The 19,992-nt window shown below is 66.4% G+C and carries 15 protein-coding genes; 11 read left to right on the plus strand and 4 right to left on the minus strand.

Annotation, left to right across the window (positions count from 1 at the left end):
• Nucleotides 1-796: 796 nt before the first annotated feature.
• Nucleotides 797-2,359 (minus strand): AMP-binding protein, encoded by a 1,563-nt coding sequence (locus ACQR13_RS18470; protein ID WP_316185444.1) that lies wholly within the window; start codon nucleotides 2,357-2,359, stop codon nucleotides 797-799.
• Nucleotides 2,360-2,513: 154 nt separating this feature from the next.
• Between ACQR13_RS18470 and ACQR13_RS18475 the strand changes: the two genes are divergently transcribed.
• The 4 genes from ACQR13_RS18475 to ACQR13_RS18490 all read left to right on the plus strand — a co-directional run bounded on the left by ACQR13_RS18475 (nucleotide 2,514) and on the right by ACQR13_RS18490 (nucleotide 5,330).
• Nucleotides 2,514-3,143, plus strand: coding sequence for a hypothetical protein (locus tag ACQR13_RS18475; protein WP_315751442.1), 630 nt, complete (start codon nucleotides 2,514-2,516; stop codon nucleotides 3,141-3,143).
• 57 nt (nucleotides 3,144-3,200) lie between these two features.
• Nucleotides 3,201-4,172 carry an NAD(P)H-dependent flavin oxidoreductase gene (locus tag ACQR13_RS18480; protein WP_315716275.1) on the plus strand — a complete coding sequence of 324 codons (972 nt, stop codon included), beginning with the start codon at nucleotides 3,201-3,203 and terminating at the stop codon, nucleotides 4,170-4,172.
• An 82-nt stretch (nucleotides 4,173-4,254) separates the two neighbouring features.
• Nucleotides 4,255-4,521: a hypothetical protein gene (locus ACQR13_RS18485; RefSeq protein ID WP_315716274.1), complete on the plus strand. Its 267-nt coding sequence runs from the start codon at nucleotides 4,255-4,257 to the stop codon at nucleotides 4,519-4,521.
• Nucleotides 4,522-4,703: 182 nt separating this feature from the next.
• A complete protein-coding gene (locus ACQR13_RS18490) occupies nucleotides 4,704-5,330 on the plus strand; it encodes a hypothetical protein (RefSeq protein ID WP_315716458.1) in 627 nt (208 codons plus the stop codon).
• Between the two features lie 99 nt (nucleotides 5,331-5,429).
• Here ACQR13_RS18490 and ACQR13_RS18495 read toward each other — a convergent pair whose 3' ends face one another.
• Both ACQR13_RS18495 and ACQR13_RS18500 read right to left on the minus strand, forming a co-directional pair.
• Nucleotides 5,430-5,909 (minus strand): hypothetical protein, encoded by a 480-nt coding sequence (locus ACQR13_RS18495; protein ID WP_315716457.1) that lies wholly within the window; start codon nucleotides 5,907-5,909, stop codon nucleotides 5,430-5,432.
• A gap of 126 nt (nucleotides 5,910-6,035) precedes the next feature.
• The gene (locus ACQR13_RS18500) at nucleotides 6,036-6,887 is read right to left on the minus strand and encodes an NAD-dependent epimerase/dehydratase family protein (RefSeq protein WP_315716273.1); all 852 of its coding nucleotides are present in this window, start codon (nucleotides 6,885-6,887) and stop codon (nucleotides 6,036-6,038) included.
• A 189-nt stretch (nucleotides 6,888-7,076) separates the two neighbouring features.
• On the opposite strand from ACQR13_RS18500, the gene ACQR13_RS18505 reads away from it, so the two are divergent.
• From ACQR13_RS18505 to ACQR13_RS18525, 5 genes are all read left to right on the plus strand, one after another.
• On the plus strand, nucleotides 7,077-9,116 hold the full coding sequence (locus ACQR13_RS18505; RefSeq protein ID WP_315751448.1) for an NAD(+) synthase: 2,040 nt from the start codon (nucleotides 7,077-7,079) through the stop codon (nucleotides 9,114-9,116).
• 94 nt (nucleotides 9,117-9,210) lie between these two features.
• Entirely contained in the window at nucleotides 9,211-9,900 is a 690-nt protein-coding gene (locus ACQR13_RS18510) for a substrate-binding domain-containing protein (RefSeq protein WP_434863071.1), read from the plus strand.
• Nucleotides 9,901-9,999: 99 nt separating this feature from the next.
• Nucleotides 10,000-11,232, plus strand: a complete 1,233-nt coding sequence (locus tag ACQR13_RS18515; RefSeq protein ID WP_315716270.1) for an MFS transporter — start codon at nucleotides 10,000-10,002, stop codon at nucleotides 11,230-11,232.
• Between the two features lie 126 nt (nucleotides 11,233-11,358).
• Entirely contained in the window at nucleotides 11,359-11,580 is a 222-nt protein-coding gene (locus tag ACQR13_RS18520) for a hypothetical protein (protein WP_315716269.1), read from the plus strand.
• Nucleotides 11,581-11,665: 85 nt separating this feature from the next.
• A complete protein-coding gene (locus ACQR13_RS18525; protein WP_315716268.1) occupies nucleotides 11,666-12,292 on the plus strand; it encodes a hypothetical protein in 627 nt (208 codons plus the stop codon).
• A gap of 114 nt (nucleotides 12,293-12,406) precedes the next feature.
• Here the strand turns inward: ACQR13_RS18525 and ACQR13_RS18530 are convergent, their stop codons facing one another.
• Nucleotides 12,407-12,649 carry a hypothetical protein gene (locus tag ACQR13_RS18530; RefSeq protein WP_315716267.1) on the minus strand — a complete coding sequence of 81 codons (243 nt, stop codon included), beginning with the start codon at nucleotides 12,647-12,649 and terminating at the stop codon, nucleotides 12,407-12,409.
• Nucleotides 12,650-13,925: 1,276 nt separating this feature from the next.
• Between ACQR13_RS18530 and ACQR13_RS18535 the strand changes: the two genes are divergently transcribed.
• A complete protein-coding gene (locus ACQR13_RS18535) occupies nucleotides 13,926-16,442 on the plus strand; it encodes a M64 family metallopeptidase (protein ID WP_315751450.1) in 2,517 nt (838 codons plus the stop codon).
• On the plus strand, nucleotides 16,435-19,941 hold the full coding sequence (locus ACQR13_RS18540; protein ID WP_315751452.1) for a DUF6603 domain-containing protein: 3,507 nt from the start codon (nucleotides 16,435-16,437) through the stop codon (nucleotides 19,939-19,941). The genes ACQR13_RS18535 and ACQR13_RS18540 overlap by 8 nt, the downstream gene beginning before the upstream one ends.
• The last annotated feature ends 51 nt before the right edge of the window (nucleotides 19,942-19,992 follow it).

The raw sequence follows: 19,992 nt of genomic DNA on the forward strand, positions 1-19,992 counted from the left end.
CGCATCCCGCTTCACTGACGAGGGGCGCTTCGCGAACGTCACGATGCGTTGGGGTGGGATGCGGTGGCCGCGATGGGGCGCAGCATGCTTTGGGCATGCCGACGTACGCCACGTCGCGGACGGTGAAGTCGCAGGGTCCTGGCCTCCCGAAGCTGAGGTCCGCGCAACGCGTGAAACGCGTTGTCGCCACGGTGGCAAACAAGCCGGTCACCGAGGAGACTGCGTATAAATCGTAAAGCCATCGCGCAGGGAAGGCCGGGTCTATCCGGCCGAACCTGTGGTTCTGCCGCGTGCTTTTTTGCTGCACGCGGACCGCAGGCCTCGGTCGAGGCCTGGCCTTCCCTGCACCCTCCGTGAGTTGGAGGGGAACGACACCAGCAAGACTCGGACGCAGATGCGCCGCGAGGCAGCAATGTCATGTCTGCAATGGGGGCAGCGCATTCAGTGTTGTTTGGATACAGCGGATCGCGTGGCGAGTATCGCGCCACACAAAGGCTGTCGTCCCGGCGAACGCCGGGACCCATGATCATAAGACGATGGTCGAGGCACGCGGGTCGCTACGTCAGCGCTTACGACGCTGCCCTGTGGTTATGGATCCCGGGTCGCGCTTCGCTTGCCCGGGACGACAGCGGAGCGCGGCGGCTACGGGCGAGAGCTTCCATCGGCATTGCAAAGCCGCGAGTCTGGATTGCCGTCGTTGCGAGCGGAGCGAAGCAATCCAGGGCCTCATCCGCGGCCCTGGATTGCTTCGGCGCAAGAGCAATGACGGTGGCGATCGAGGGAGCTGATGATGCCGCTACCCCACCATCCGCCCGCGGCCCTCCCAGAACCGTGCGCGCAGCACCTTCTTGTCGACCTTGCCGACGCCGGTCATCGGCAGCTCCTTGACGAACGAGATGCTCTTGGGCGCATGGGCCGAGCCCTTGCGCGCCTTCACGAGCTCGATCAGCTCGGCAGCGTCGATCTGCGCGCCGGCGCGCGGCACCACGATCGCGGTGACCGCCTCGCCCCATTTGTCGTCGGGCACGCCCACCACCGCGCACATCGCCACGTCGGCGTGCTGCGTCAGCACGTCCTCGATCTCGCGCGGGAAGATGTTGAAGCCGCCGGAGACGATCATGTCCTTCTTGCGGTCGAGGATGTACATGTAGCCGCGCTCGTCGCGGCGGGCGATGTCGCCGGTGTGCAGCCAGCCGTTCTTCAAGGTCTCGGCGGTGATGTCCGGCCGCTGCCAATACTCCGCCATCACATGCGGTGCGCGCACGCAGATCTCGCCGGCCTCGCCCAGCGCGACCTCCTGATCATGGTCATCGAGAATCTTGACCTCGCAGGCCGCGATCGGGAAGCCGCAGGACAGGAAAAGCTCCGGCTGCTTCGGATCATGATCGGCCTTCCGCAGCACCGAGACGGGATAGCATTCGGTCTGGCCATAGAGCTGCGAGAACACCGGGCCGATGCGCTCGATGCCTTCGACCAGCCGCGTCGGCGACATCGCCGAGGCGCCGTACAGCACGAGCTCGAGCGAGGAGAGATCTGTCTTAGCTAACGCGGGATGATCGAGCAGCACGTAGATCATCGTCGGCACGAACAGCGTGAAGTTGATGCGCTCGCGCGCGATGGTCGCGAGCACGGCCTCAGGATCAAATCCCTTCAGCATGTGCACGGTGCCGCCCCGCATCAGGGTCGGCAGCACCTTGGTGCCGGCGACATGGCTGATCGGGGCGACCGTCAGATAGCGGGCGCGCTCCGGGATCTCGAAATCGGCGAGGATCGCGGTGGCGAAGCCGCCATATTCCCGGTGATGGCGCAGCGCGCCCTTCGACTTTCCGGTGGTGCCGCCGGTGTAGTTCAAGGTCGCGATGTCCTCGGGCGTGGCGAAGTTGCGCGCGCTGGCGTGGCCTGACTGCTCGATCGCGGCGAGGAGGTCGACGCCATAGCCGGCTGCGCCCAGCGTCAACACGTGGCGCAGGCCGCCCGAGCGCGCGGCCAGTTCGCCGCCGCGGTCGTGGAACGCGGCGGCATCGATCACCAGCACCTGCGATTCGGAATCGGCGAGCTGGAACAGCTGATCGTCGAGCGAGCCCAGCGGATGCAGCCAGGTGATGGCGAGCCGCGACAGCTGCGCCGCCGTGCCGGCGCACCAGGCATCGGCGCGGTTCGCGCTGAGGAACGCGACGCGTGTTCCCGGCGGCAGGCCGAGCCGCATGAACACGGACTGCATGCGGCCGATCAGGTCGATCGCGCCCTGATAGGTCAGCGATCCGTCCGGCCAGCTGAAGGCGGTGCGCGACGGATGACGCGACAGCGTGAGCAGGGTCTGCTCGCAGACGACCGGAAACGAATGAAGCTGTGGGCTCATGGACGATCCTCCCGAGATGCCGCGATCGTTATGGCGTCGCGGGGCTTGTTGCCGACGCTATCAGAAAGCCCATCGCGCTCAAGGCGCGCTTGTCGTCCTCGGAACATCGCTGCGCGCGCCGCGTTGCCCGGCCGAACAATAGCGGAGCAAGGCCATGCGCACCTCGACAGCTTTTTTTGCGGGAGCCGGAACGGTCGCCATCGCCGTCGCGGCCGGTCTCGGCGGCGGGCTCATGATCGCGGAGGGCATGCATCCGAGTTCGCAGGTGTTCGAGCAGGCCAAGCTCGCGCGTTCCGTGCCGGAGACGCCGTCGCCAAGTCCGACGACCACCTCGTATCTTGCGGCAACGCAGGCGGCCGCGACCACGCCGATCAAGGTGGCGCCCGCAGCAGCGGAGACGGGGCCGGCGACGCCGGTATCGCCCAATCCCTCGCCCTCGCCGCAGGCTGCCGTGCCGGACGCGACGGCTGTGCCCGCCGCCTCTTCGGCGCCGGCCAGCACGCAGGCCGGTACCGCCGAGGACGTTCAGGAGAAGGGACAGGACAAGGCCGCAGCGAAGGCCGAGGACGCGGATCTCAAGGCGCGCGGGGCGGAGCGCAAGCGCGTCGCGGAGCAGCGCCGCACCGAGCGGCACCGGCAATATGTCGAGCGCCGGCGCCAGCGCCGCGAGCAGGATCTGCGCGCGGTCGAGCAGGCCGTGCGTGAGGATACGACGCCGCGTGCCTATGCGGCGCAGCCGGTCGGCATGGAGGGGCCGCGCTTCAGCTTCTTCGGCGACGATTGATCGCACGCGGCGGCGCCGTTATCCCTGAGCCCAACAAGGATCGGGGAGGGACGCGCCGTGCAGGACACTCGATGGGACGGGCTGCGGGCGCGGCTGCGCCTGCCGCTGATCGCAGCGCCGATGTTCCTGGTGTCGGGAATCGAGCTGGTGAGCACGGCCTGCACCAACGGCGTGATCGGCGCGTTCCCGACGGTCAATTGTCGAACCCCCGACGAGCTCGACGCCTGGCTGCTCCAGATTGCCGATCGGCTTGCGCGCAGCAGCGATGCGAGCGGGGCGGCGGCCGCGCCGGTCTGCCCGAATCTGATCGTGCATCACTCCAACGCGCGGCTGCAGGACGATCTCGCGGTGCTGTTGCGGCGCCGCCCGGAGATCGTGATTACCTCGGTCGGCTCGCCGGCAAAGGTTGTTGCGCCCTTGCATGATGCGGGCGCGCTGGTGTTCGCTGACGTCGCCTCGATCCGTCATGCAGAGCGCGCGGTCGAGGCCGGCGCAGATGGCCTGGTGCTGCTCACGGCCGGGGCGGGCGGCCAGACCGGCTGGCTCAATCCATTCGCCTTCGTGCGCGCGATCAGGGCGTTCTTCGCCGGGCCGATCGTGCTCGCCGGCGGCATCAGCGACGGCGTGGCGTTGCGGGCGGCCGAGGTGCTCGGCTGCGATCTCGCCTACATGGGCACGAAGTTCATCGCCACGCGCGAAAGCCTTGCCGATGACCGGTACAAGTCGATGCTGGTCGCGAGCTCGGCCGACGACGTGCTGCTCACCTCGGCCTTCACCGGCCTGCCGACCAGCATGCTCCGGCCGTCGATCGTCGCGGCCGGGCTCGATCCCGAAGCCTTGCCGGCGCGCGGCGCGATCGAGATCGGCAGTGACATCGACATCGCTGCGCGCGAGGCGCGGCCGAAACGCTGGCGCGACATCTGGAGCGCCGGGCACGCGACCTCGGGGGTCACCGACATCCCGTCGGTCGCCGTGCTGGTGGCGCGCACGGCTGATGAGTACGGCGGCGCGGGTGGCCTCCGGCCATGAGAAAACGTGATGTGTGTCCTTAAGGCACCATTAACCATCGGGTCCCACAATCCGCGGAGCTTGAACTTGGCGGAATCGTGCGATGGGCATCGGGCTACGGCAGGACAAAGAGCGGGTGACGCTCGAGGAGATCCGGATCCGCGTCGGGCATGCTCTGCAGCGGCATCCGCTATGCCGCAACGTCCAGTTCGACATCATGAGCGTTCCCCGCACCGCCCGCGGCGGGAACTGGACCATCAGCTTGCATTCGGTGGAACCGGCCGCGCTTTGGGAAGCCTCCGACATCGTTGCCGACATCCAGGCCGCGTACGATCTGCTGATGCCGGCCGAGCTGTCTTCGGCGGCGTGAAAAAAAATGTCCGTCATGTTCACAGGGCAGAATGGTGGCCTCTGTGTTTCTGTGGCATCGTAAAGCCTTAATTAACTCCCACTTTTCGGCAAAGTGCGGCTTTCCGCCGGGATACGGAGAATTGCGTGACGAAGTCGATCGCTTTTGTCGCTTTGCTGGGCGTGCTGATTGCAGGCGCGGCCGTGACGAGCGTCCTGATGCAGGACAGCGTGCCTTCGGCCGGTGCGATGATGCCGCCGGTGGTGGCGAAGAGCCCGCTCTCCAATCGTGAAGCCAAGGGCGACCGCCTGGCGATGGTCACACTTGCGACCCCCGAGGTGCAGCAGCCGAGTGCCCCGTCGAAGGCGACGCTGCGTCAGGCCTATGCCTATGCGCCGTCCGAGCCGGAGATGGCAAAGGCGTCGGCTGCCGCGGTCGTCGCTGCCGAGCCGATGGTGCCGAAGTCCAAGATTCTCGCCAGGAGCGAGCCGGCCCCGGCGCCGCTGAAGCCGGAGGTGCAGAAGGCCTATTCGTTGCTGTCGGACGGCCAGATCGCAGGCATCAAGGAGCGGCTGCGGCTCTCGTCGAGCCAGGAATATTATTGGCCGGCGGTCGAGACGGCGCTGCGCGCCGTCGCCCGCAAGATCCACGCCGGACGCCAGGGCGCGGCGAAGCCGGGCGCGGTGGCGCTCGATCCGGATTCGGATGAGGTGCAACAGCTGAAGTCAGCCGCGATGCCGCTGCTATGGCAGTTGCGCGAGGATCAGAAGGACGAAGTGCGGCGGCTTGCGCGCACCATCGGCCTCGACAAGGTCGCAGCCGCGATCTGATCGGGGGGGGGGGATCCTCCCGGCGTGAACATCAAACTTGGAGTGAACATCAAGAAGGCCGCGCATTGCGCGGCCTTCTTGCTTTCGAGAGGCGCTTTTTCACCTCGCCGGGGGATTGGCCTCCGGATGCCCGCCGCTCTCGGGGCCGGCTCCCGTCGGCGACGATGCGGGCGCGGTACGCAGGTCCGGGCCGGGCCGTGCCGGCTGGGTCATGGTCGGGGCTTCCGGCGGGGTGATCGCGGCGCCGGCGCCGACCGTGGTGCCGCGGTCGGTGTTGGTCGGCGCTGACGGCACTGGCGTCGGCTTGTCGCCGCCGGCGAAGCGCGTCGCGCCGCCGCTCTGATAGCCGGCAACCAGCAGGCCGGCGACCACCAGCGCGAGCACGAACAGGCCGCCGAGCTCGGGCAGGGCGCCTGACGGGGCCACGCCGCGGCCCCGGCCGTCTCCCTCGAGCGCCACCGCCGCGATCTCTCGGTTGTGCCGCGACCGCAGGAAGGCCAGGAACGCGCCGGCGGCGATGATGATCGCGGCCGCGAGCGTGAAGAACATCAGCCAGCTGATGGGTTGATCGCCTTGCATGTCGAACATCCTTTGATCCGTGAGGGCTGCGCGACGTGCAGCCGCGTCAAACCCGCATGACAATCTCTGTTCGCTGCAATCGTCAGTGGCGTGAAAGGTTTCCCGCCCGGCGGCGGAAATCTCGCGTCAGCGCCCTTCGCCGGCGGCCCATAGCGCCTCGAGCCCGGCGCGATAGGTCGGGTAGGCGAAGCCGACGCCGAGCTCCTGCCTGGCGCGGATATTCCGGATGCGCCGGTTGCTGGCATAGAAGCTGCGCGCCATCGGCGACAGCTCGGCGCGGTCGAACGGAAGTTCCGGCGGCGGGGCGATGCCCATCAACGCAGCGGCATAGGCGATGACGTCCTGCGGCGGCGCAGGCTCGTCGTCGACGATGTTCCAGGCGCCGCCTGACCCGCGCTGGATCGCGCCCATGATCGCGCTGGCCGCGTCATCGACATGGATACGGTTGAACACCTGTCCCGGCTTGACGATGCGCCGCGCCCGCCCGGCCCGCAGCTCGACCAGCGCGTTGCGGCCCGGCCCGTAGATGCCGCCGAGCCGGAGCACCGCGAGCCGGTCACCGATCCGCGCGCGCCAGTCCTGCTCGACGCGGACCCGGGCCTGCACCCGGTCGTGCTCGGGCGCCAGCGGCGTGTCCTCATCGATCCAGCCGCCCTGATGGTCGCCATAGACGCCGACGGTCGAGAGGTAGACCACGTGCCGCGCGCGCCCCGCCGTGATGGCGTCGCCGAATGCGGCCAGCGCCGGGTCGCCGCCTCCTCCAGGCGGCACCGAGATCAGCACGACGTCGGCCTGCGCCGCCTTCGCCAGCGTCGCGGCCGCGGGGGCCGTGCCGTCGAACAGGTCGATGTCATCATGCGCCAGTCGCGCGCGCTTGTCGGCGCTGCGGACCGTGCCGCCGATGCGGGCGAACGCGCCACGGTGCAGCTCGACGAAGCGCTGGGCGGTGTAGCCGAAGCCGATGATGAAGAGGTTCATGGATGCCGTTCACCTGGACTTGCGCGAAGGAGCGAGCCTTCGAGTTACCCGGCACCGGGTGGCCCGCGCAATTCAAATGACGCGCGCGGAGTCACCCTGCGGACGGGGCGGTGCTGACCTGCCGCGCTTGTTATGGCTCCCGTCATGGTCCATGTCGTATGATCAGGCGACAGGAGATGGACTGCCACGATGAATTTCCATTCGATCTACCGCCACGGCTTTGCCCGCGTCGCTGCCTGCGTCACCGCCTCGAGCGTCGCCAACCCGACCGCCAATGCGGCGGCGATCCTGGCCGCGGCGCGCGCCTGCCATGACCAGGGCGCGGCGGTCGCGGTGTTTCCGGAGCTCTGTCTGTCCGGCTACGCGATCGAGGACCTCGTCAAGCAGGACCCGCTGCTCGACGCCGTCCAGCGCGGGCTGCTCACCCTCGTCGAAGCCTCGCACGACCTGATGCCCGTCCTGATCGTCGGTGCGCCGCTGCGCTTTGCGCATCGTGTCTATAATTGCGCCGTCGTGATCCACCGCGGCGAGGTGCTCGGCGTTATTCCCAAGAGCTACCTGCCGACCTATCGCGAATTCTACGAAGGCCGCCACTTCGCCTCCGGCGCCGGCATCCGCGGCGAGATGATCGAGGTCGCCGAGACCATGGCGCCGTTCGGCACCGACCTTCTGTTCGCCGCCGCGGATGTCGCCGGCCTCGTCATCGGCGTCGAGATCTGCGAGGACATGTGGATCCCGGTGACGCCGGCGTCCGAGCTCGCGCTCGCCGGCGCCACCGTGCTCGCCAATCTCTCGGGCAGCCCGATCACGGTCGGCCGTGCCGAGTCCCGCTCACTGTTGTGCCGCTCGACCTCGGCGCGCTGCCTCGCGGCCTATGTCTATGCGGCGGCGGGCGTCGGCGAATCCACCACGGATCTTGCCTGGGACGGCCAGACCTCGATCTTCGAGAATGGCGTGCTGCTCGCCGAGAGCGAGCGCTTCCGCCAGACCGGACAGACCATCTTCGCCGACGTCGATCTCGATCTGCTGCGCCAGGAGCGGGCGCTGATGGGCACGTTCGACGACAATGCGCGCGCGCAAGGCGCCGGCATGCACTGGCGCCGCATCGGCTTCGAGCTGCAGCCGGCCGAGGGCGACATCGGCTTCATGCGCAGCATCGAGCGCTTTCCGTTCGTGCCGAGCGATGCCGCGCGGCTCGATCAGGACTGCTACGAGGCCTACAACATCCAGGTCGCCGGCCTGACGCAGCGGCTGCGCGCCACCGGCACCAAGCGCATCGTGATGGGCGTCTCCGGCGGGCTCGATTCCACGCATGCGCTGATCGTCGCGGCGAAGGCGATCGACCTGCTCGGCCTTCCCCGCACCAACATCCTGGCCTATACGATGCCCGGCTTCGCCACGGGCGCGCAGAGCAAGTCCTACGCGCATGCGCTGATGTCGTCGCTTCAAGTCAGCGCCGCCGAACTCGACATCCGCCCCGCGGCGACGCAGATGCTGAAGGACATCGGCCATCCCTTCGGCCGCGGCGAACAGGTCTACGACGTCACCTTCGAGAACGTGCAGGCCGGGCTGCGCACCGACTATCTGTTCCGCCTCGCCAACGACCGCGGCGGCCTCGTGCTCGGCACCGGCGATCTCTCCGAGCTGGCGCTGGGCTGGTGCACCTATGGCGTCGGCGATCAGATGGCGCACTACAACGTCAATGCCGGCGTGCCGAAGACCCTGATCCAGCATCTCATCCGCTGGGTCATCGCCTCGCATCAGTTCTCGGCCGATGTCGACCGCACGCTCGAGGCAGTGCTGTCGGCCGAGATTTCGCCGGAGCTGGTCCCGGTGAAGGAGGGCGAGACGCCGCAGAGCACCCAGGCCACGATCGGCCCCTATGAGCTGCAGGACTTCAATTTGTTCTACACGCTGCGCTACGGCATGCGCCCGTCGAAGATCGCCTTCATGGCGCATCACGCCTGGAAGAATGTCGGCGACGGCGCCTGGCCGCCGCATTTCCCTGCCGACAAGCGCCACGCCTATACACTTCCCGAGATCAGGAAGTGGCTGGAGGTGTTCCTCAAGCGCTTCTTCGCTTTCAGCCAGTTCAAGCGTTCGGCGATGCCGAACGGCCCGAAGGTGGTGGCCGGCGGCGCCCTGTCGCCGCGCGGCGACTGGCGCGCCCCGTCCGACGGCAACGCCACCGCGTGGCTGGAGGACCTGGAGCGCAACGTGCCGAAGTGACGACCATCTTGCTCCGCCGCCGCGCTTGCCATATCCGAGACGTGCGCGTCCGCCTTTGCGGCGTCGTCATCGACATCGTTGAACGGAGCAGATCATGAGCGTGACCGCCGCCGGCATTTCCTCGATGGCGACGAGGCAGATCCTCGCTGAGCTCGCCGCCGCCTATGAGGAGGCGACCGGCGAGGTGATCACGATCGAATCCGTCGGCGGCGTCGATGCCGCCAAGCGCATCCGCGCCGGCGAAGCGTTCGACTTCGCCGTGCTCGCCTCCGATGCGCTGCAGAAGCTTGAAAGCGACGGCCATCTCGTTCCCGGCAGCATCATCGAAATCGCGGAATCGCCGATGGCGATGGCGGTGCGCGCCGGCAGCCCCAAGCCCGATCCGCTCGACGAGGCCGCCGTGCGCAGGGTGATAGAGAACGCCAGGGCGATCGGCATCTCCACCGGCCCGAGCGGCACGTATGTGCAGAAGCTCGCCCGCGACTGGGGCCTGGAGAGCGAGGGCACTTCGCGCCTGGTCCAGGCCAAGCCCGGCATTCCCGTCGCCAGGCTGCTCGCCGATGGCGAGGTCGACGTCGGCTTCCAGCAGCTCAGCGAGATGCTCGGCGCGCCCGGCATCGATATCGTCGGCCTGCTGCCCGCGTCGCTGCAGCCCGGCACCGTGTTCGCGGCGGCGTTGTGCAAGGCCGGCGCGCATACCGAGGCGGCGCGGGCCTTCATCGAATATCTGGTCTCGGAGGAGACCGCCGAGACCAAGCGCCAGCACGGCATGACGCCGGTGTGAGGCGCCGGCTCCACAGCCCGCGAAAAATCCGATCGCCGCGTGTCGTCTCGGCCTTGTCCCGATCGTCTTCCAACCGAACAATCGGGAAGGAGACGGCGGATGAGCACATCGTACTATCGCTGGGTGATCGTGGCGGCCGGGGGCGTGCTCGGCTGCGTCGCCGTCGGCGGCCTGTTCTCGCTGCCGGTGTTCCTCAAGCCGATGGCCGCCGAGACCGGATGGTCGGTCGCGGGGATCTCCACCGCGATGACGATCGGCTTCCTGGCGATGGCCGTCACCAGCATGGGCTGGGGCACGCTGTCCGACCGCATCGGCCCGCGTCCCGTGCTGCTGATCGGATCGATCCTGCTCGCCGTCAGCCTGCTGCTGGCAAGCCTGACATCCTCGCTGTTGGCGTTCCAACTGCTGTTCGGCCTGATCGCAGGCATCGCGACGGCGGCGATCTTCCCGCCGGTCATGGCGACCGTCACCGGCTGGTTCGACACCCATCGCAGCCTCGCGGTGTCGCTGGTCTCGGCCGGCATGGGCGTGGCGCCGATGACGATGTCGCCGCTCGCGGCCTGGCTCGTCTCCAGCTACGACTGGCGGACCGCGATGCAGTGCATCGCCGCGATCGTGGCCGCCATCATGATTCCCACGTCGCTGCTCGTGGGCCGTCCGCCATCGTCCGCGCCCGGCGACGCCGTCGCGTCGGGTCCCGCCGCCGGGCCGGCCGAGATGACGCGATCGGCAGCGCTGCGCTCGCCGCAGTTCCTGATCCTGCTCGCCACCAACTTCTTCTGCTGCGCCACGCATTCCGGCCCCATCATCCACACCGTGAGCTACGCCGTCACCTGCGGCATCCCGCTGATGGCGGCGGTGACGATCTACAGCATCGAGGGGCTCGCCGGGCTCGGCGGCCGCATCGCCTTCGGCCTGCTCGGCGACCGCTTCGGCGCCAAGCGCGTGCTCGTTCTCGGCCTGCTCGCGCAGGCGTTCGGCGCGCTCTCCTACGTGGTCGTGCGCGACCTCGCCGCGTTCTATGCGGTTGCGGCCACCTTCGGCTTCCTCTATGCCGGCACCATGCCGCTCTACGCCGCGATCGCGCGTGACAATTTTCCGCAAGGCATCATGGGCACGGTGATCGGCGGCACGGCGATGGCCGGCAGCCTCGGCATGGCGACCGGCCCGCTGGCCGGCGGCCTGATCTACGACAGCTTTGCGAGCTACACTTGGCTCTATGTCGGCTCGTGGGTGATGGGCCTCGGCGCTGTCATGATGATGATGACCTTCCGGCCGTTTCCCAAGCCTGTGTCGCAGCCTGGCGCCGTGCCCATGCAAGCGCCGGCCTGACGCTGCTGCATCGCACCTTCACGCGCGCCGTCGGAATCGAACAACAACGCTTGATCCCCCGGCAGGAACTGTGATGTCGCAGCCGGGTTGGGCGGCGTGGAGTTCAACCGGATGGAGATCGGATCCATGAAGAAGACCCAGCTTGCCATTGCCACCCTCGTCGCCGCCACCCTCGCCGCCGTCCCGCTCGCCGCGCAAGCGAAGCACCACAAGAAGCACAACGCCGCGACGTCGACCACCTCGTCGCAGACCACCGGCAGCAACATGAAGTCCGGCCGCGATTCCACCTCGTCGAGCCAGGGCAATGTCGGCCCGGGCACGAACCAGGCGGGAAGCATGGGGAAGTAACAAGCCGGGCACTTTCGTTCAGCGACGGGAAAGCAGCGCTGGCCTTCCCGTCGCCGCTGGACAGCATTCTTTTCCAGACGGCGTGTTGCAGACCTTGCTGCCATCGTTGGCGCTTGATGCTAAACGAACGTTCAGTGACGTCAGCGATCGCCGTGTTGCGAATTCGTGCGGTGGAGGTGCATCGTCGATGTTGGCGAGGGGGCGAGATTATTATCTCGGGCTGAGACGCCGCTATGAGCCGGACGTCGCCAAGCTTGTCATCGTCGCGGAATCGCCGCCGGCCTCAGGAAAATACTTCTATGACTCGGCCGGCTCGATCAGCGAGCCGTTGTTCACGGCCCTCATGCGCCAGATGGGAGCCACCCCTGCGACGAAAGAAGAGGGGCTGCGACAATTTCAGCGCAAGGGATGGGTGCTGGTCGATGCGACCTACCAGCAAGTGGACAAGCTGCCGAAAGACGCGAGTCAGGATAGGAATGCGTTGATCGAAGACGATTACCCGCTGCTCGTCGCGGACCTATCCAGCCTTGTGTCGGATCGCGGCGTTCCCCTGATCTTGATCAAGGCAAACGTCTGCCGGATTCTGGAGCCTCGACTGACAAAGGACGGCTTCAACGTGATCAACGCCGGCCGCCCGGTCTATTTTCCGAGCACGGGACAGCAGAAAAGGTTCGAGCAGCAGTTCGCCGACGTCCTGAGGTCGGCTGACTGAGGTTTGACGGTCAAGGGCGAGGCACTGGTCGGCGATGTGCCGTCAGTCTCGGTCAGCATCCCCCATCTTGCGTGGGTCCAGCAGGTGACGGCAACGTGCGATGCACGCTGCCGATCATTTCGACGCCTCCTTGATCTTGTGCTCCAGATGCCCGGTGCCGTGATCCCTACGCAGCTGGCTCAGCGAGGTCTCGTTGAGCTGCAGCAGCACGTCGCTGAGTTTGGTCGAATCCGGATAACCGGCCGCGAACGACTTTCCGTAGATCTTGCGCAACGTGCCGACCAGCGTGTTGCCATGCTTCCTGCTGATCTCGCCATCCTTGTCGCGGTGGCGGCCGTCGAGGCCCGGTTCCTTCATGCGTCTCTCCCCTGATGCGGCTGGTGCCGTAATGCGACTTGCGCGCTTAGGAAGGGGAGCCTGCGCTCAATCGATGAGATTGGCAATGCTGCGGCGTGATACACGGGGTTCACGCGCGGTGCACCAAGAGAATCTGCGAATGAGTTGCTTGTCATACCGGGCTCCGTCCTTCCTGCGCGGCCGCAACCGCCTCGACTCGGCGAAGGCTCGGGCATGCACGTCGTTCAATCATGTTGGTCGAAGTGAATGGCCGGGACGGAGCCAGGCTATGACGGTGGAAAGATATCTGGGCGGAAACCCGGGTTCTTGGATGCGATCGCCGGGCCGCTCGACGCTGGCCAAAAATCCCTCGTTCTTTTTATCGGAAATCATGCTTTACTCCGTTCATCCCGCCTCATGCAGAGGGCGTACGCGTCGTCACGATACGTGGAGGTGGGCTGCGATGGACGTGGATGCTGCGCCAGACGAGCGCTTGCGTCGCGGACGGCGAAGTCGTGTGGTCCCGGCCTCCCGATGCTGAGGTCAAGCCTGCTGTTGATGCGCAAGCGTCACGCGGGCGATGGGGGCAAGAAAGCCCGGTCCCCAAGGAGAGCACGAAGGACACCGTTAAAACTGATCGCGCAGGGAGGGCCGGGTCGTCCGGCTGGACCTGTGGTACCTGCCGCCTGCATTTTTTTTCGCAGGCGGGCCACGGGCCTCAGTCGAGGTCCGGTTCTCCCTGCGCCTCTCGTGTTTCGAGACGCGCGCGACCAACGCATTCCTCGGACTCATCGAGCCGCGAGACCGCGCGCGCACGCCTGAACCGACCGCAAGTGGCTGTTTGACATCTGAGTGACGTGACGATGCCTGTCGGCGCCCGTGACAACGCCGAGCAGCGTCGGGCCGAACCCATGGATAGGAGACGCGGTCAGTCGCAGTGCGTCTCAAGAGGCGTGACGCGGTCAGAAACCGGGTCACGCATCGGTCTCGTACCCCCGCGGGGACAGCGACGAACCCAGCGCCTTCCAATCGCTTCTCATCGGAAACCACGGAGCGTTCGTGTTCATCTGTGAACGATGACAACGAGATGCTCTACGCCGCCGGCATATGCAGCAGGATTGGCCCCAGTGATGGAGAGCTCCACTCGGCAAACGACGATTGCAGAAGGATATCGAAACAGTATCACGTTGAGGTTGTATTGAGAAGGCTTGGGTGTACAATCTTCGTGATGCCAGATTTCCGATGGGAACGACGGGCTTCCCAATAGTTCTGCTGGCTGAGAGAGGGTTGTGCCGGCATGCCTCTCATCGTCTATCCGCATTGCGACATGCACGTCGCGCTGAAGAAGCCCGCGACCAAGGTGCTGCCGTTCCGCGTGTTCGACCAGGATCTGCCGAACGGCTCGACGACCTACACGCTGACCGACGTCACCGCGGACTGCAATTTTCGAATCCTGGCGCCGTACAACCCGGTCGGGTCCCGGCTGACCAGCTTCGTGACGATCGATCCTGCGGCGCGCACCATCACCGGCGACGACGTCGGCACCAACCTCGTGGTGATCGAATACGGCCCCGGCTACATCGTCGCGCGTATCCAGGTGCACGACGATGTGCTCGGCTGGTGGTTCGGCAACTCCTCGATCACCACGGCGCTGCATCCGACGGTCGCCCACAGCCAGCCGACGCTGTGCGCGCTGTTCAGCGACGATCCGACCGGGACCGATCTCGTCGGCGACATCACCGGGCACGGCTTCGTCACGCTCAACTCGGCAAGTCCCGGCACCTTCGTGGTGGCAAATACGAACAATGAGGGACGGTTGAGGGGCGTGAGCGAGGGGGCAGCCCAGCTCGACGGCAGCTTCCTCGGTGTCAACCAGAGCCTGCCGGTGAAGGTGGTCGACTACGCCAAGATCCGCGACAACATCTCAACGGTGCGCGCCGGCGACCTCGCCAATGCCGCCGAGATGCACAACATCCTGTTCCTCGCCGAAGGCTTTCGCGCGTCCGAGAAGGACAAGTTCGACAAGATCGTGCAGGAAGCGGCGGACGGTCTGTTCTCGCAGAAGCGCCACGAGCCCTACGGCACGCTCGCGGGCAGTTTCAACGTATTCAAGGCGTTCCAGGCGTCGGAAGAGCAGGCGGTGACCTGCGGCTGGCGCGTCAACGACGAGGAGACCTCGGAGCTTAGCAGGGGCGGACCGATTCCGTGGAATTACAGCGTTTCGGACGACAAGAGCATCTACGAGGTCGACGAGCTCGTGGCCCGCGTCGGCCTGCCGCTCCGCAACGAGACTGCGACGCCGGCGCAATTGAAGGCGCGCTGGGCGGGTCAGTCGCTGCCCAACTACGATGCGGCGAAGGTCAACGACACCCTGATCGAAGCGTGGAGGAAGCAGAAATCGCTCGGCATCCTGGAGGCACGTGACACTTTCTACGGCCTGATGCTCGGCTCCCGCTGGGGCGACCGGTCGGCGAAGTCCGGGGCCGCTTTGACGATGCCGGCGGCGGATGCGGCGGGCGATGCCAACCTCGCGCCACTGATCGCCCGCGCCTATCAGTTCTTCAAGCCGGCCAGCGTCACCCGGCACCTTGCCCCGGATCCGCGCCGGCATCCGCCGGAGCTCGCTCGGAACGGCCGCGCGAACGTTGCGGCGCCGATCATGGCCTACCTGTCCGGACTGCGGCTCGGGTCGTCGCCGCATACCGCGCTCGGCGCCGAGTGGATACCGGACGGCACCTTCAAGCGCAGCCGCGGCCTGATCGCCATGATCACCAACGAGGACATGATCGGCGGCACCAATTTCAACCAGTCGACCGTGACCGCCAATTCGTTGCAGAGCCTGAAGACGCTCGACTTCGAATATCCGGCGACCAACACGGCGACGAAGAAGGTGATGCGGCGCAAGCCTGCCAGCGACATCGACGCCGACCTCACCGATATCATCGACACGGTCGCGCACGAATTCGGCCATTCCTTCAATCTCGGCGACGAATACGAGACGAGCGCCGAAGACAATGCGACCGCTTCGAGCGAGCAGGACAACATCGTCGCGCTCGCCGACATCTTTCAGGATCCGAGCTACGCCGCCAATCACTCCCGTCTGGTCGATCCGTCCAAGGTGAAATGGTTCGAACTTCTCAGGGTCCAGCTTTCGGCCAGGCTGACCCAGGCTTCGACCCAGCAGGGTGGCTCGATCGAGGTCAGGATCGACCCGCGCCAGATCCCGCGCTGGGTGCAGGCGAAGGCGGCCGGCCGCCAGGCGTTTCTCCGCCGCATCCAGATCACGGCGATCGGCCGGCAACTGCCGCTCACGTTCACCGATTCCGATTATCTCGTCAGACTCGACATCGGCGACATCGACCAGAACCTCGGCTCGATCCGGCTCGGCGGGCTGGAATTGCCGCCGGCGCCGTTTCCCGTGTTTCCGAAAGGCTCGCTGCTGTTCGTGCCGCGCCGCGACGATGCGGACGCGCTGGTCTATGTGGTGGAAAAGAAGGTGCGCGACTTCATCGCAGGCAACCATCTGCCGCTCAACAAGGATCCCGACTTCGCTCATGTGAACGACGAGGGCGACGACCCGAAGGACATCCCGAATTTCAAGCCGCCATGCAAGGCGCAGCGGCTGGTCGGCCTGTACGAAGGCGCATACAACTTCACCGGGCTGGTCTATCGTCCGGCTGGCGACTGCAAGATGCGGAACAACAGCGGCACCTTTTGCCATGTCTGCAAATGGCTGATCACCAACCGCGTCGATCCCGCGCTGCACGACGTCGTCGACCGCGAATTCTATCCGGAGGCCAAGAAAAATGGCTGAACCGGGTGCCCTCGAAACGATCGTCGCCGAGATCGGCAAGCTGCTGCTGCCGCTGCGGGCGGCGGTGGAGTCGCCGGCCGCGTTCCAGGGCCTGCTGCTCAAGCTGGGCTGGGATTCCGACGTGATTCCGAAGCCGATCGCCGATCTCGCGGTCGACTTGCAGCTGCTGTTCGATCGGCTCCAGGCGCTGGTCGGCGGCGGGCTGTCGCTCGACGGCGAAGTGGCGTCCGACGGCGAGGCGACGGTCGTGTCCGGCTCGCTCGAAGACGCCTTCAAGACCATCGAGGCGATCGCCGGCGTCGTGCAGGCGATCGACGACCTCGTCTCGGCGCCCGGCGGTGCATTTTCGGCGACGCTGAACGCCGATAATTTCAAGGGCGAGTTTCCGGGGCAGCTCGTCGGCTATCTCTTCATCACCTATCTGCGCAACCATCATCCGGGCATCGGTTTCGCGCTGCAGGCGCTCGGCGTCATCCGCACCCGCTATACCGCGCCCGCCGGTAACCGCCCGGACTACATCGACTACAGGTTCAGCTTCCCGGACCTGCCGAAGATCGTCTCCGACCCGGTGACACTGTTCGAGAACGCCTTCGGCTGGGGCACCGACAGCTTCGACTTCTCCAGCTTCGCGCGGCAGATCGACAGCCTCGCGGCCGGGCTCGGGCTCGACGTCCGGATGGTGGAGGTGCCGGATCGGGTCGCGCGCGCGCTCGAAGGCGGCCCTCCGATCGGGCGTGCCGCCGTGCGCAAGCGGCTCCGCTTGGTGTTCTTCGAGCGGGCGCGCGACGCGGGACGGCTATCGGCCGAGCTCGGACTGTTCCCGCTGCCAAAGTCCGGGAGCAAGAAGCCGGGCTTCGCGCTGCTGCCGTCGTTCAGCGGGCTGCTGTCGGTGCGGATGCAGCTCGGTCCGACGATCGCGGTGACGATCTCGAGCGACCTCGATCTCACCGGCGGTGTCGGCCTGATGGTGCGGCCGGGCAGCGGCATCGACATGGTGATCGGCTTCGCAGGCAGCGGCGCGCCGACGTCGGCCAAGGGCACCGCGCGCGTCGAAGTGGAATACTCCGCCATCTCCGGCAGCCCGACCATCGTTCTTGGCACCGGCGAGGGCACGCGGCTCGAATACCAATCGGTGAGCGGTGCCGGCGGTTTCACACTGGTGGCGGGCAAGGACGTCGAGGTGTTCGCCGAGGCGGACCTCAAGGGCCTCGCTTTCGTCCTCGACGCGTCCGGCTCGGACGGCTTCATCTCGACCATCCTGTCGGGCATCTCGACGCGGTTCGAGTTCGATCTCGGCCTCGGCGTCGCCTATCCGCGCGGCGTGTATTTCCGCGGCACCTCGCATCTCGAGATCCAGATCCCAGCGCATATCGACCTCGGTCCGATCCAGGTGCAGGGACTGACGCTCGCGGTGACACCGTCGGCTGACGGCCTCCCGATCGATATCGGCGCGACGCTGAAGGCGGCGCTCGGTCCGCTGGTCGCGGTGGTGGAAAACATCGGGCTGCGGACCGATCTCGCTTTTCCGGGGAGCGGCGGCAACCTCGGCCCGATCGATCTATCCTTCGGCTTCAAGCCACCGAACGGCGTCGGGCTGTCGATCGATGCCGGGGCGGTGAAGGGCGGCGGCTATCTCTTCATCGATCCGGACCGCGGCGAATATGCCGGCGCGCTGGAACTGAAGATCCTCGACTTCCTCTCGGTGACGGCAATCGGCGTCATCACCACCAAGATGCCGGACGGGTCAAAGGGCTTTTCCTTCATCGCCATCATCACGGTCGAGTTCAATCCCGGATTGCAGCTCGGTTTCGGCTTCACCCTGCTGGGAGTCGGCGGACTGGTCGGGCTCAACCGCTCGATGGACCTCGACGCGCTAGTCAACGGCGTGCGCGCCGGCTCGCTGGACTCGGTGCTGTTCCCGCACGACGTCGTCGCCAACGCGCACCGGATCATCTCCGACCTCCGCACCTTCTTCCCGCCAGAGCAGGGGACATTCCTCATCGGCCCGATGGCAAAGTTCGGCTGGGGCACGCCGACGCTGATCAGTCTGTCGCTCGGGATCATCATCGAGATTCCCGGCAACATAGCCATCATCGGCAAGCTGACGGTGGCGATCCCGGACGAGCGGCTGCCGCTCATCATCATCCAGGTCGCCTTCATGGGCGCCATCGAATTCGACAAGAAGCGCGGCTGGTTCTTCGCCATCCTGTACGAATCCCGCGTGATCTTCATGCCGCTCGACGGCGGAATGGGCGTGCTCGCGTCGTTCGGCGGCGACGCCACTTTCATCGTCTCCGTCGGCGGCTTCCACCCGGCCTACAATCCACCGGCGCTGCCGTTCCCGCCGATCCCCCGGATCGCGATCAACATTCTCAACACGCCGGTGGCCCGCATCCGGGTCGACGCCTATTTCGCGGTGACGTCGAACACCGTGCAGTTCGGCGCACATGCGGAGCTGTATTTCGGCGTCTCGATCGCCAACATCGAGGGCCATCTCGCCTTCGACGCGCTGTTCCAGTTCTCGCCGTTCTATTTCATCATCACGATCTCTGCCTCGCTGTCGGTGAAGCTGTTCGGCGCGGGGCTGTTCAGTATCCGCTTCCGCGGCTCGCTCGAAGGCACATCGCCCTGGCACGTCGAGGGCACCGGGAGCATCTCGCTGCTGTTCTGGGACGTCGACGTCGACTTCTCCCACACCTGGGGCGACAAGGAGGACACCAGCCTGCCGCCGGTCTCCGTGCTGCCCCTGCTGGTGGCGGAATACTCGAAGGCGGAGAATTGGACTGCCGCGCTGCAGAACAGCAGCAGGCTGTTGGTGACGCTCAAGACCGTGGACGCGGGCTCCGATCTTGTCCTGCATCCGGTCGGTTCGCTCAAGATCACCCAGCGTGCGATCCCGCTCGGCATCACCCTCGACAAGATCGGCGCGCAGCGCCCGGACGACGCCAATTACTTCTCGGTCGCGACCGCGACGTCGGGCATCGAGAAGCGCGCCACCATCCGGGAGTCGTTCGCGATCGCCCAGTTCAAGGACCTCAAGGACGGCGAGAAGCTCAGCGCTTCCGACTACGAGGCCGAGGAGGCGGGGCTGGAGCTGTCGGTCACTGGCAACCAGGCAAAGACCAGCTATGTCACCAAGCGCATTGCCCGCTACGAAGAGATCATCGTCGACAACAATTTCAAGCGGGCACGCCGGCGCTTCGTCACGCTCATCTCCGGGCTGTTCACGCACTTCCTGGCCAACAACGCCGTGGCGCGGTCCGAGATCTCGGCGAAGTCGCGCGATCTGAAGCACGTATTCGACGACAAGATCGCGGTCGATCAGGCGTCCTATGTGGTGGTGAGCCTGGCCGACAATTCGCCGATCGCCGGCGCGCCTGCGTCGTTCCAATCGCGCGCCAGCGCCGGCGAATTCATGGCGGCGGAGACGCGGCGCAATCCGAACTTCGCAAGCGAGGTCCATATCGTGCGCCCGCACGAGATGAAGCGCGCAGCGTAGCGGAGGCACGATGATGGCGGGCGATCCGGCGAGGCGGCGGGGAGGAGCGGG

Source organism: Bradyrhizobium sp. HKCCYLRH3059 (genome assembly GCF_051168035.1).
Lineage (GTDB): Bacteria > Pseudomonadota > Alphaproteobacteria > Rhizobiales > Xanthobacteraceae > Bradyrhizobium.

Bases quoted from the DNA above. Each gene is read 5' to 3' on its own strand.
- ACQR13_RS18540 (WP_315751452.1), top strand. From the start codon at position 16,435: ATGGCTGAACCGGGTGCCCTCGAAACGATCGTCGCCGAGATCGGCAAG.
- ACQR13_RS18515 (WP_315716270.1), top strand. From the start codon at position 10,000: ATGAGCACATCGTACTATCGCTGGGTGATCGTGGCGGCCGGGGGCGTG.
- ACQR13_RS18505 (WP_315751448.1), top strand. From the start codon at position 7,077: ATGAATTTCCATTCGATCTACCGCCACGGCTTTGCCCGCGTCGCTGCC.
- ACQR13_RS18495 (WP_315716457.1), bottom strand. From the start codon at position 5,909: ATGCAAGGCGATCAACCCATCAGCTGGCTGATGTTCTTCACGCTCGCG.
- ACQR13_RS18530 (WP_315716267.1), bottom strand. From the start codon at position 12,649: ATGAAGGAACCGGGCCTCGACGGCCGCCACCGCGACAAGGATGGCGAG.
- ACQR13_RS18470 (WP_316185444.1), bottom strand. From the start codon at position 2,359: ATGAGCCCACAGCTTCATTCGTTTCCGGTCGTCTGCGAGCAGACCCTG.
- ACQR13_RS18500 (WP_315716273.1), bottom strand. From the start codon at position 6,887: ATGAACCTCTTCATCATCGGCTTCGGCTACACCGCCCAGCGCTTCGTC.
- ACQR13_RS18535 (WP_315751450.1), top strand. From the start codon at position 13,926: ATGCCTCTCATCGTCTATCCGCATTGCGACATGCACGTCGCGCTGAAG.
- ACQR13_RS18520 (WP_315716269.1), top strand. From the start codon at position 11,359: ATGAAGAAGACCCAGCTTGCCATTGCCACCCTCGTCGCCGCCACCCTC.
- ACQR13_RS18485 (WP_315716274.1), top strand. From the start codon at position 4,255: ATGGGCATCGGGCTACGGCAGGACAAAGAGCGGGTGACGCTCGAGGAG.
- ACQR13_RS18475 (WP_315751442.1), top strand. From the start codon at position 2,514: ATGCGCACCTCGACAGCTTTTTTTGCGGGAGCCGGAACGGTCGCCATC.
- ACQR13_RS18510 (WP_434863071.1), top strand. From the start codon at position 9,211: ATGAGCGTGACCGCCGCCGGCATTTCCTCGATGGCGACGAGGCAGATC.